The organism is Afipia felis ATCC 53690 (assembly GCF_000314735.2).
Classification (GTDB): Bacteria; Pseudomonadota; Alphaproteobacteria; order Rhizobiales; family Xanthobacteraceae; genus Afipia; species Afipia felis.
This window is the reverse complement of sequence record NZ_KB375270.1, coordinates 1772654-1785015: the sequence shown is the minus strand read 5'-3', so window position 1 is coordinate 1785015 and position 12362 is coordinate 1772654. Positions and strand designations below refer to the sequence as shown.

Here is a 12362-nt window from a genome sequence, read left to right as displayed (position 1 = left end):
CAAGCGACGAGGGGAAGCCGTGTCTTTGGTGGCAAAAGCGGACGTCATTGCGATACCGGAAGGAAGCGCGCGCTTGGCGCGAACGAATTGGCCGTTGCACGCGGTCACGGCCTTTTTGTTCCTGTTTCTCGGCGTGTTCTTTCTGGTGCCGCTATTCAGCGTCATCACGACGGCCTTCATGCAGAAGGGCACCAGCACGTTCACGCTGCTAAATTTCTACGACTTCTTCCAGAACGACCTGTTCCGGCGCTCGCTGCAGAACTCGATCTACGCCTCGTTCATGGCGGTGGTGTGCGCGAGCCTGTTCGCGATACCACTCGCCTACATCACGACGCGATTTGAGTTCAAGGGCGCGGTGCTGATTCAAACACTCGGCGTCCTGCCGTTGATCATGCCGCCGTTTGCCGGCGCCATCGCGATGCAGTTGCTGTTCGGGCGAACGGGAACGATCAATCTGCTGCTGGACGACTGGTTCGGCATCAATATCCCGTTCATGGAAGGATTGAACGGCGTCATTCTGGTTCAGTCGGTCCACTACTTTCCCTTTATCCTGCTGAACCTTGTTGCGAGCCTGCGCAATATCGACCGCTCCATGGAAGAAGCGGCGCAAAATCTGGGATGCCGCGGCCTGCGCCTGTTTCGCCGGATCATCTTCCCTCTGGCGATGCCTGGCTATATCGCGGGAGCTTCGCTCGTCTTCATCAAGGTGTTCGACGATCTGGCGACGCCCCTGCTGCTCAATGTTCAGGATATGCTCGCGCCGCAGGCCTATTTGCGGATCACCTCAATGGGTATCGCCGATCCCATGGGCTACGTCATTGCTGTCGTGCTGATCGCATTCTCGGTGATGTCGCTCTGGGCTTCGACGCTGGTGACGAAGGGCAAGGACTATTCGACCGTCCAGCGCGGTGGCGGTGGTCTGTCGAAGCGGCAGATGACGAAGTTCGACACGATCCTCGCTTATGCGATCATCCTGTTCATTCTCGCCATCGTTCTGGCACCGCATATCGGCCTGCTGCTGCTATCGTTCGCGACGGTGTGGTCCTTCGCGCCGCTGCCGGACGGCTATACGCTTGCCCATTACCACGTCATCTTCGAGGAATCCTCGCAGCTCATTACCAACACGCTCTTGTATGCGACGGTTGCCGGATTGATCGGCGTGACGCTCGGAACAGCAATCGCCTATCTGTCGCAGCGCACGAAGGCGCTCGGTCGCCGCATGCTCGATTACATTGCCACGGCGCCGCTGGCGGTGCCCGGCGTCGTTCTCGGCATCGGTTATCTGCGTACGTTCTACGATATCCAGCTTCCGTCCGGCACGTCCTTGGCTGCCTTCTGGGTGATGCTGGCGATCGCGCTCGGTATCCGTCGCCTGCCTTATGCGATGCGAGCCTGCGCGGCAGGCTTGCAGCAGGTGTCTGTCTCGCTTGAGGAGGCAGCTGAGAACGTCGGCGTCGCCAAGTCTAAGACGATCCGCCGTGTTGTCGTACCGCTCATGGCAGGTGGTATCGTTGCCGGTTTCGTCACGAGCTTTGCCACGGCAGCGGTCGAACTGTCGGCAACAATGATGCTCGTGCAGTCCACTGACAACGCGCCGCTGTCCTACGGTCTGTATGTCTTCATGCAGTCTCCGGCGGGGCGCGGTCCGGGTGCAGCGCTTGGCGTGATCGCGGTCGTCATCGTGGGTGTGTGCGCCTATCTCAGCCACGTTTATCTCGAACGTCGCAACAGTTCGCAGCCGCATTAGATCAGGAGCGCAACATGGCCGATTCGTCTCTGGATGCTTTGAAGCGCGAGGCTGCGGAAATCTCGATCAGCAACGTGAACGTATCTTACGGGCATTATCACGCGCTGAAAAACGTCAATCTGGACATCAAGCCCGGCGAATTCTTCGCATTTCTTGGCCCCTCCGGCTGCGGCAAGACAACCCTTCTGCGTCTGATCGCAGGCTTCAATACGGCGCAGACGGGCAGCATCGTGATTGGCGGGCGGAATGTGCTCTCGCTGCCGCCGTGGCGCAGAGATGTAGGCATGGTGTTCCAGTCCTATGCGCTGTGGCCGCATATGACGGTGTGGAAAAACGTCATGTTCGGCCTTGAGGAACGCCGCCTTTCGACACAAGAACGCAATCAGCGCGCCGAGGATGCGCTCAGGCTGGTCGGCCTCGAGAAGCTGGGAGGTCGTAAACCGTCTCAACTGTCGGGCGGTCAGCAACAACGTGTGGCGTTGGCCCGTACGATTGCCGTGAGGCCATCGGTACTTCTGCTGGATGAACCGTTGTCCAATCTCGACGCAAGTCTGCGTGTTCAGGTGCGACGCGAAATTCTTGCCATGCAGCGGCGCCTCGGGCTGACGGCGATTTTCGTCACGCACGATCAGGAAGAAGCGAACACGGTTTGCGACCGAATCGCGGTCATGAACGAGGGCGTGGTGCAGCAGGTCGGGACCCCGATGGAATTGTACGATAACCCGGCCAATCTGTTTGTCGGTCGCTTCCTCGGCACGGCGAACACGTTGAACGGCGAGATCCGCGCCAGCGGCTCGGAACGCGTTTTTCAGCTTGCCGGCGGAGAAATTCTGCCCGCGCCAGCACATGAAGCGCCTGGTCCCGCGAAACTGTTCTTTCGCCCGCAGAATGCCAGCATTGTGACGCGGCAAGAATTCACCGCAGGCGCCGACCTCAGATTGACGGCGCGTGTTTCGCACCGGGAATTTCTCGGCTCGACGATCCGTTATGGTCTGAAGACCGGCGATGAAGATGTCTTTATCGATGTGCCGCATGTCAGACAGCGCAACGATTTTTTGACGGATGACATTGTCGCTGTGCAAATTTCTCCGTCAGACGTGAGTATTTTCAGACCGTGATGCATCACAGGCGGAGGCAAAGTTCGGCGAGGGCATTGCGTAGCCATCGGTGGCCGAGGTCGTCGTCGATCGACTGATGCCACATGAAATAGATCGGGATGTTGGGAAACTCCAAAGGTGTTTTCATCACCTTGGTGCGGAAGAAGTCGGCGTAAACGAGCGCCATCCGTTTCGGCAGCGTGCAGATGAAGTCGGTTTTCTGCACGATCAACGGCATCGAAAGAAAGTGCGGTACCTCCAGCGCGACGTCGCGTGTAAATCCGTGTTTTCTGAGAACGACGTCGACGATCGGCTTGTCCTGCTTCAGCATGACATGGGGAATTGAAAGATAGTCCTCGATGCTCAGATGATCGCTGATTGTCGGATGATCCTGCCGCACCATCGAGACGAGATGTTCGTCCATGACATGAATATTGCGGAATTCGTCGCCTTCGATCCGGAAGTAATCCATCGCAAGGTCGATCGAGCCGTCGCGGAGTTCTTCCTTGATCTGACGTCCAAGCTCTGGCCTGATTTGCACCTGAATGTGAGGTGCGACGGTTGCGAGCCAGTCGACGAAGCGCGGCATGATAACGGCCTCGCCATAGTCGCTGATGGCGATCACGAATTTCCGTTTTGCGGTTTCGAACTCGAACGCTTCCTGTTTCCGCAAGCCGTTCTGAATGAGATCAAGCGCCTGGCGGATCGGCGCCGCGAGTTGTTTCGCCCGGGCCGTCGGCATCATTCCCTGCGCGGTGCGAATGAACAACGGATCGTCGAGCGTCGTGCGCAGCCGTGCCAATGCGTTGCTTAAAGCCGGTTGCGTCATGTGCAGCTTGGCGGACGCGCGGGTGAGGTTGCGTTCACTCAAGATGGCGTCGAACACCGTCAGCAGGTTAAGATCGATGTTCCTCAGATTCATCAGTAAGTCCCTGATGCATTGCAACGTGAATAACGAAGCTAGTCAGTATCACGTCTGGTATCCCAGCTTATCATTATCGTGAATAGAGGGCATATCAAATATAAATTGGATATGCGTTCGGTCGCTTCCTAGTCTTCCTTCGAAAGCGGCAACCCGATCAAACGGGCAAGCCGAGAAACCGCAACAAGCGGAACAGGGAGACGCGGGTGGAAAGCATTCTGCCAAAAGAGGGTTTGGTTATCGGTGTGATCGGCGCCGGTGCCATGGGGCGAGGTATTGCCCAGGTTGCGGCGACGGGCGGAATGACCGTGCTGCTGACGGACAGCCGTCCGGAAGCTGTTGCAGATGCCGTGAAATCCATCGAAAAAGCGCTGGCGCGTCTGAAAGAAAAGGGCACGCTCGACCAGGGCGCGATGGATCAGGCGCTCGCCCGGATCAAGCCGGTCCAGAATGTAGAGCAATTGTCCGAGTGTCGCCTCGTGATTGAGGCTGTGATCGAGAAGCTCGACGTCAAGCAGGCGCTGCTGGCACAACTCGAAGGCATCGTTTCGGACGATTGCATTATCGCGAGCAATACCTCTTCGCTCTCGATCACGACGATCGCGTCGAAATGCAGTCACCCCGAGCGCGTGGCCGGATTCCATTTCTTCAATCCCGTGCCGGCGATGAAACTCGTTGAGGTCATCGACGGTCTGCAGACACTGCCTGCCGTCGGCGATGCGCTGATGGATGTCGGCCGCCGCATGGGCCGTGAGCCGGTCAGAATCAAGGATGCGCCGGGCTTCCTCGTCAATCAGGTCGGTCGTGCCTACACGCTCGAAGCCGCGCATCTGGTGTCGGAAGGCATTGCGACCTTCGAGGATGTCGATGCCGTCATGCACGAAACGGCAGGTTTCCGCATGGGACCGTTTGTGCTGCTCGATCTCGTCGGTCTCGACGTCAATCATCCGGCGACAGAAGCAATTTATACCCAGTTCTATCATGAGCCGCGTTATCGGCCCTCAGTCCTGATGCAGAGCCGCCTCGATGCCGGGATGCTTGGCCGCAAGACCAAGCGCGGGTTCTACGATTACAGTGAGCAGAAGGACGCGGCTCCTGCCGCCGAGGTCAAGGGCGCTTCTTCATCGCCCTATCCGGTCTGGGTCAGCAAGGCCGAACCGGCTCAGGCGGAGAAACTGATCGCCCTGCTGAAGACACTCGATGTCAAGATGGAGGACGGCGCCAAGCCTTCGGCTTCAGCGCTCTGCCTGGTGACGCCCCTCGGGGACGATGCAACCCATTGCGCGGTCGAGCAGGGGCTGGATGCCAAGCGCGTGGTCGCGGTGGATACATTGCTGGATCTCGGCAAGCGCCGCACCATCATGTCGACGCCTGTCACCGAGGCTTCCTATGTCGACGCGGCGAGGACGCTGTTTAGCAGCGACGGCGTTGCGGTCACCGTGACGCGCGACAGCCCCGGCTTTATCGCCCAGCGCATCATTGCGATGATTGCCAATATCGGCGCGTCGATCGCGCAGAACCGGACGGCATCAGCCGCTGATATCGACAAGGCGGTCAAGCTCGGTCTCGGCTATCCGCATGGCCCGCTCGGGTTCGGCGACGCGCTGGGCGCCGGCACTTTGCACAAAATTCTGAACAACATGCAGCGACGATATGGTGATCCGCGCTACCGCTCGAATCTTTGGCTCACGCGCCGCGCCGAGCTCGGGGTTTCGTTGACGCTGCAGGATTGAGGCGCATTGCGCCAAAGGAGAGATGAATGTTGGACGCTTATATCTATGACGGAGTGCGCTCGCCGTTCGGCCGGCAAGCGGGAGGTTTGGCGCGGATTCGCCCTGACGATCTTCTGGCGCAGGTGATGCAGGCCCTGATGGGGCGCAGCAAATTCAAGGCCGAGCAGTTTGAGGATGTCATTGTCGGCTGCGCCAATCAGGCGGGCGAGGATAGCCGGTGCGTCGCGCGTCATGCGTCGCTGATGGCGGGCTTTCCGACTGATCTCGGCGGCACCGTGATCCAGCGCAATTGCGGCAGCGGCCTCGGCGCGGTGGTGAGCGCGGCGCACGCGATCACCGCGGGTGAAGGCGATCTGTTCCTTGCCGGTGGTGTGGAGAGCATGAGCCGCGCGCCGTTCGTAATGGGCAAGGCCGAAGCGGCCTTCTCCCGCGACATGAAGATTTTCGATTCTGCCGTTGGCTCACGCTTTCCGAACCGTGAAATCGAAAAGAAGTTCGGCGCCGACACCATGCCGCAGACTGCGGATAACCTTGCGCGCGAACATCAGTTGAGTCGCGACGAGGTCGACCAGTTCGCATTGCGTTCGCAGCAACGCTATGCGGCCGCCAAGACGGCGGGTTTCTTCGACGAGGAGATCGCGCCGATCCAGGTAGCAGGACCGAAGAAGGGGACCCAGACCACTGTAGCCGCCGATGAATTTCCGCGCGCGGATGCGTCGCTTGAGGCGCTGTCGGGTTTGCGGGCGATCCATGAAGGCGGCGTGACCACTGCCGGAAACTCCTCGGGCATCAACGACGGCGCTGTCGCGCTGACCGTAGGTTCGCGCAAGATGGGCGAGAGCGCCGGCAGCGCGCCGCTCGTTCGCATTCTCTCAGCGGCAAGTGTCGGCGTTGAGCCACGCGTGATGGGCATTGGTCCTGTGCCTGCGATCCACAAGGCGCTGAAGCGCGCCAACCTGTCGCTCGATCAGATGGATGTGATCGAAATCAACGAGGCGTTCTCGGCACAGGTGCTGGCCTGCCTCAAGCAACTCAGTGTCGACGGGAAAGACGATCGCGTCAATCCCAATGGTGGTGCGATCGCGGTCGGGCATCCGCTCGGCGCATCCGGCCCGCGCCTTGTTTTGACGGCTATCCGTGAACTGCAGCGGCGTAACGCCAAGCGTGCTGTCGTCAGTATGTGCGTCGGCGTCGGGCAGGGGATTGCAATGGTTCTGGAGAGACCTTGATGACTTAATCGACAGGCCGCGACCCCGGTGCAGACAAGCACATTAAAACGGGGCGCGGTCACCAAACAGGGAGGGTACCATGAGCGTTCGGCGAATTGCGTTGGCGTGCCTATCGTTGACTGCGGTTGCGTTATCCTTGCAACCAGCGGCAGCGGATGTATCCGAAATCAGGTTGGCGAGACAGCCGGGCCTGTCTTATCTGCCTCTGGCCGTGATGGAGCATGAAAAGCTCATCGAAAAGCATGCGGCTGCTGCTGGACTCAAAGATATCAAAGTAGAGTGGTCGAAGTTTGCCGCTGGCAACGTCATGAACGACGCCTTGCTGTCAGGCAGTCTCGATATCGCCTCGGGCGGTGTTGCACCTCTGATTACGCTCTGGGCCAAGAGTAATGGCCAAGTACGCGGCGTTGCAGCGCAAACCACCTCGCAGATTTATATCAACACCCGCAATCCTAACGTCAAGACGATCAAGGATTTCACCGACAAGGACCGCATAGCGTTGCCAGCGGTGAAAGTGTCGGTCAATGCGATCGTGCTGCAGATGGCCGCCGAGAAGGCGTTCGGACCCGGCAATGCCTACAAGCTGGAGCCTTTGACGACTTCACGCTCTTATGCAGAGGGTAGCGCCGCATTGCTCTCCGGAGTTGGGGAGATCAACAGCGCGGCGTCCGCACCACCCTTCTATTATAAAGAGATCGCAACGCCCGGCATCCACACCGTGCTGAAGTCATATGATGTCCTGGGCGGCCCTAGCACCAACAACCTGATCTGGACGACGAAGAAATTCCACGACGAGAATCCGAAGCTGTATGCGGCCTTCTTCGCCGCTTACAAGGAATCCATCGATCTGATTAACAAGGATCCGAAGAAGGCCGCACAGATCTTCCAGGATGCGGACCGCAATAAGGCCTATTCGATCGATGAACTGGTGATGATGCTCACCGACAAGTCGTCGATGGAATTCACCATCGTTCCGCACAACATCACGAAATATTCGGACTTCATGTACCGGATGGGGTCCATCAAGGAAAAGCCGAAGAGCTGGAAAGACCTGTTCTTTCCGGAGATTCACTCGCTGCCCGGAAGCTGAGCCGGACACGCCAATAAACGCACATTTATCGGGAGAGTAGAATGAGAACGTCTCTTTGGATGAAAGGTCTTGTTGCCAAGACTGCTTTGCTTGCTTCCGTCGCTTTCGCCAGTGTTGCACTCAACCAGGCGCCAGCGCGTGCCGAGGTGAATCAGGTCACTATCGCCAAGCAATACGGTCTGCTGTTTTTGCCTCTGATTATCATGGAGCAGAACCAGCTTATGGAGAAGCAGGCCGCGAAAGCCGGCATTCCCAATCTTGCGGTCAAATGGCAGCGGATGACGGGCGGCAACGTCATGAACGAAGCGCTGATCTCTGGCAATCTCGATTTCGCCTCGGGTGGCGTGCCGCCGTTCCTGATTCTGTGGAGCAAGACGCAGGGCAATCTGGACGTCAAAGGCGTCGCGGCGATGGACTCGCTGCCGATCTATCTGAATACGCGTGATCCCTCAGTAAAGACAATCAAAGACATTACCGACAAGAACCGCATCGCGATGCCGGCCGCCGGCATCTCGATTCAGGCGATCATGCTTCAAATGGCAGCCGCGAAGGAGTGGGGTCCGGATCAGGCGCGCCGTCTCGACAAGAACGGCGTGACGCTGGCGCACCCCGAAGCAATGTCGCAAATGCTGTCCAACATGGGTGCTATCGACAGCCATTTCGCTTCGCCGCCGTACAACTTCCAGGAGCTAACGAAGCCCGGCATTCACAAGGTGCTGGACTCGTATGACGTGCTCGGGCCGGCAACCTGCGAAGTGGTCTGGACCACCAGCAAGTTCCACAAGGAAAATCCGAAGGTCTACAAGGCGTTTCTCGCTGCTTTCCAGGAGGCGATTGATTTCATCAACGCGGATAAGCAGAAGGCCGCCGAGATTTACGTCAAGAGCACCGACAATAAGGAGTCGCTCAAGGACACCTTGGAAATTCTGAATCATCCGCACACCGAGTACACCACGACGCCCAAGGGCATCATGAAGTATGCGGCGTTCATGAAGCAGGTCGGTCTTGTCAATAAGACGCCTGCGGACTGGAAGGATCTGTTCTTCCCCGAGATCCACGCGACCCCCGGGAGCTGAGCACGTCTGTCTCAATCCGCGCATGGAATTGTAAAGGGTAACGTCATGACTTCAGCAGTTGCAGACAAGCCGGTCGATGCCAGCACCGTGACGCTGACAGGTGGAATGTTTCACTGGGACGATCCACTCCTGCTTGAAGATCTGCTGAACGAGGATGAAAAACTGATCCGCGACACGGCACGCGATTATGCGCAGTCGCATCTGATGCCGCGGATCCTCGAAGCAAATCGCGATGAATCGTTCGACCGAACGGTCATGAAGGAAATGGCCGATCTCGGGTTTCTCGGTGCGACTATCGATGGTTATGGCTGTGCGGGTATCAGTTATGTGTCGTACGGGCTGATCATGCGTGAGTTCGAGCGGGTGGACACGAGCTTCCGTTCGGCGCTCGGTGTGCAGACCACGCTCTCGATGGTGCCGATTTACGCCTACGGGTCGGAAGCGCAGCGGCAGAAATATTTGCCCGCGATGGCGAAGGGTGAGATTCTCGGCTGCTTCGGGCTGACTGAGCCGGATCATGGCTCCGATCCCGGCGGCATGAAGACGCGCGCGAAGAAAGTACCCGGCGGCTATCGCCTGACCGGTGGCAAGACATGGATCACCCACGCGCCGATCGCCGACATCATGGTGGTGTGGGCGAAGGACGATGAAGATGTCATCCGCGGCTTTGTTCTGGAGCGCGGCATGGCTGGCCTATCCACTGCCAAGATAGAGAACAAGTTCTCCGTGCGCGCCTCGCCGACCGGACAGATCTTCATGGAAGACGTGTTCGTTCCCGAGGAGAATCTGTTGCCGGGCGTACAGGGATTGAAAGGACCGTTTGGCTGCCTGAACAACGCGCGTTTCGGCATCATCTGGGGCGCGATGGGGGCGGCCGAGTTTTGCTGGCATGCTGCGCGACAGTATTCCATGGATCGCAAGCAGTTCGGCCGACCACTCGCGGCCAACCAACTCATTCAGAAAAAGCTCGCGGACATGCAGACGGAAATTTCGATCGGGCTTCTTGCCTGTCTGCACGTCAGCCGCCTTCGCGACGAGGGTAAGGCCACGCCGGAAATGCTGTCGTTGCTGAAACGCAATTGTGCGGGCAAGGCGCTCGACATCGCACGTGCGGCGCGTGACATTCATGGCGGTAACGGCATTTCGGATGAGTATCATGTCATCCGCCACCTGATGAATCTCGAGACCGTCAATACGCTCGAAGGCACGCATGATATCCACGCGCTGGTGCTCGGTCGGGCTCAGACCGGTATCTCGGCGTTCAATTAATCAAGAAACATAGCGAATCCTTAGGAGACTGACGTGACGGCCATGACACAAACGAAGCCGCAAGCAAGTGAAGCGAAGGATGCATTGAAGGCGCTGCTGGCGCCGCGTTCGATCGCGATCCTTGGCGCGTCGTCGGACTTCCGCAAGGTTAGCGGCCGTCCGGTCAAGCATTTGCTCGATAAAGGCTACAAGGGCCGTATTTATCCGGTGAACCCGCGGGCGGACATGATCGGGCCGTTGAAGGCCTATCCGAGTGTGGCGGCGATCGACGACGAGATCGATCTCGCGATCATTGTTCTACCGGCGAGTGAAGTTCTGAATTGTGTGCGTGAGCTCGGCGCGAAAGGTGTGCCGGTCGCCGTCATTTTTAGCTCCGGCTTTTCCGAGCTCGGCGATGCGGGACGCAAGTACGAACAGGACGTCGTGGCGGCTGCGCGCGAGGGCGGCGTGCGGTTGTGCGGTCCGAACTGTCTTGGTCTCATCAATTCGTTTGACAGCGTGCTGGCGACGTTCAGCCAGTACGCCGACAGCGACACGCCATCGGGACCCATCGGCTTTGTCACGCAATCCGGCGCGTTCGGCACCGCCATCGCTGCGCTCGCGCGCCGTCGTGGGCTGGGGCTCGGCTATTTCGTCAATACCGGCAATGAAGCCGACCTCACTTTCTCTGAAATCATGGGCGAGGTTATTCGCGATCCGCGCATCAAAATGGGCGCGGGCTACATCGAGGGCTTGAAGGGCGGCGAGGATTTCGTCGCGCTGGCGGAGCAGGCGATGGTTGCGGGCAAGCCACTGGTCATGACGAAGGTCGGACGACTGGGCGCAGGCGCACGCGCCGCCGCCTCGCATACCGGATCGCTCGCAGGCGACGATGTGGTGTTTGATGGCGTGGTGCGTCAGCACGGCATCATCCGCGCGCGGAATGAAGAACATATGCTCGACATCGCCGAGGTAATGTCCTGCTGCAAATTGCCGGAAGGCAACGGCATCGGCCTGTTGACGCAATCCGGCGGCGCGGGTGTGCTGATGGCGGATCGTGCGCAGGAGGTCGGTCTTTCTGTGCCGGTGCTTCAGCCGGAGACGCAGGCAGCGCTGCAGAAGGTCATTCCTGGTTTCGGTGCGGTGGGTAATCCGGTCGATGTCACCGGACAGTTCGTGGCCGATCCGAATTTGCTTCTCGAAAGCGTCAAGCTGATGCTGGCCGATCCGAATGTCGATGTCGGCATCGTCTGGTTCCAGTTGATGGAAGCGCATGTCGAGAAGCTAGTGAAGGTTCTCGTCGAAGTTCGTGATCAGGTGACGAAGCCGTTCGTCGTATGCTGGGTAGCTGCCCCGGAAGCGGGTGTGCTCGCGCTGCGCAATGAAGGCATCGCGGTGCTGCGCGGTGCGGAGCCCGCGGTGGATGCGGTGGCTGCGCTTGTGCAATACGCCGAGATGCGGCGCAAATGGCTGGCGCGGCGCGAGGACCGGAAGGCGATCAAGCTGCCGAAGCTCGATCTTCCCTCCAAAGGCGTCATCTCCACAATGGACGGCGTAAAGCTGCTCGATCAATGCGGCATCGCGCATGTCCCGACGGTACTGGCGACCTCTGCTGACGAAGCCGCACAAGCGGCCAACAAACTCGGCTATCCAGTCGTGCTAAAGATCGAGTCGCCGGACATTCTGCACAAGACTGAGGCAGGCGGTGTCATGCTGCGCCTCACGGATGAAGCGAAGGTGCGGCAGGCTTTCGAGACGATCATCGCCAACGCAAAAAAATATAAGCCGGATGCCAGGCTGCATGGTGTGGTCGTGCAGGCGATGGCGAGCGGCGACACCGAGTTTGTCATCGGTCTGCAAAACGATCCGGTTTTTGGACCGGTTATCATGGCGGGCCTGGGCGGCGTTCTGATCGAGGTGCTGCGCGATGTCGTGTTCCGCAAGGTGCCGCTCTGCGAAGGCGAGGCGGCGGACATGCTGGATGCGTTGCATGGCAAGGCGGTGCTGGCCGGCGTGAGAGGTCGTCCTCCGGTCGACCGGAAGGGACTCGTCGAGATGATCTGTGCGGTGTCTCGTCTTGGTGCGGCGCTTGGTCCCAAACTTTCGACGCTCGATCTCAATCCCATTATGTTGGGCGAAAAATCGGCTACTGCCGTCGACTGGCTGATGATGCTTGATGACGCATAGAGTGTACGCTCAGCCGCGCTACAGAACGGAAAA

The 12362-nt window shown here is 58.9% G+C and carries 9 protein-coding genes; 8 read left to right on the top strand and 1 reads right to left on the bottom strand.

Annotated elements, in window-relative coordinates; translation table 11 throughout:
* Positions 1-19: 19 nt before the first annotated feature.
* On the top strand, positions 20-1747 hold the full coding sequence (locus tag HMPREF9697_RS08380) for an ABC transporter permease (RefSeq protein ID WP_002716758.1): 1728 nt from the start codon (positions 20-22) through the stop codon (positions 1745-1747).
* Positions 1748-1761: 14 nt separating this feature from the next.
* The gene (locus tag HMPREF9697_RS08375) at positions 1762-2865 is read left to right on the top strand and encodes an ABC transporter ATP-binding protein (RefSeq protein ID WP_002716757.1); all 1104 of its coding nucleotides are present in this window, start codon (positions 1762-1764) and stop codon (positions 2863-2865) included.
* 4 nt (positions 2866-2869) lie between these two features.
* Here HMPREF9697_RS08375 and HMPREF9697_RS08370 read toward each other — a convergent pair whose 3' ends face one another.
* A complete protein-coding gene (locus HMPREF9697_RS08370) occupies positions 2870-3766 on the bottom strand; it encodes a LysR substrate-binding domain-containing protein (protein ID WP_002716756.1) in 897 nt (298 codons plus the stop codon).
* A gap of 206 nt (positions 3767-3972) precedes the next feature.
* On the opposite strand from HMPREF9697_RS08370, the gene HMPREF9697_RS08365 reads away from it, so the two are divergent.
* The 6 genes from HMPREF9697_RS08365 (at position 3973) to HMPREF9697_RS08340 (ending at position 12329) form a co-directional block, all read left to right on the top strand.
* A complete protein-coding gene (locus HMPREF9697_RS08365; protein WP_002716755.1) occupies positions 3973-5499 on the top strand; it encodes a 3-hydroxyacyl-CoA dehydrogenase in 1527 nt (508 codons plus the stop codon).
* A gap of 26 nt (positions 5500-5525) precedes the next feature.
* Positions 5526-6728, top strand: coding sequence for a 3-oxoadipyl-CoA thiolase (locus tag HMPREF9697_RS08360; protein ID WP_002716754.1), 1203 nt, complete (start codon positions 5526-5528; stop codon positions 6726-6728).
* A 79-nt stretch (positions 6729-6807) separates the two neighbouring features.
* The gene (locus tag HMPREF9697_RS08355) at positions 6808-7818 is read left to right on the top strand and encodes an ABC transporter substrate-binding protein (protein WP_002716753.1); all 1011 of its coding nucleotides are present in this window, start codon (positions 6808-6810) and stop codon (positions 7816-7818) included.
* A 41-nt stretch (positions 7819-7859) separates the two neighbouring features.
* Entirely contained in the window at positions 7860-8894 is a 1035-nt protein-coding gene (locus tag HMPREF9697_RS08350) for an ABC transporter substrate-binding protein (RefSeq protein WP_002716752.1), read from the top strand.
* 45 nt (positions 8895-8939) lie between these two features.
* Positions 8940-10163 carry an acyl-CoA dehydrogenase gene (locus HMPREF9697_RS08345; protein WP_002716751.1) on the top strand — a complete coding sequence of 408 codons (1224 nt, stop codon included), beginning with the start codon at positions 8940-8942 and terminating at the stop codon, positions 10161-10163.
* 42 nt (positions 10164-10205) lie between these two features.
* On the top strand, positions 10206-12329 hold the full coding sequence (locus tag HMPREF9697_RS08340; RefSeq protein WP_244598010.1) for an acetate--CoA ligase family protein: 2124 nt from the start codon (positions 10206-10208) through the stop codon (positions 12327-12329).
* Positions 12330-12362 lie beyond the last annotated feature (33 nt).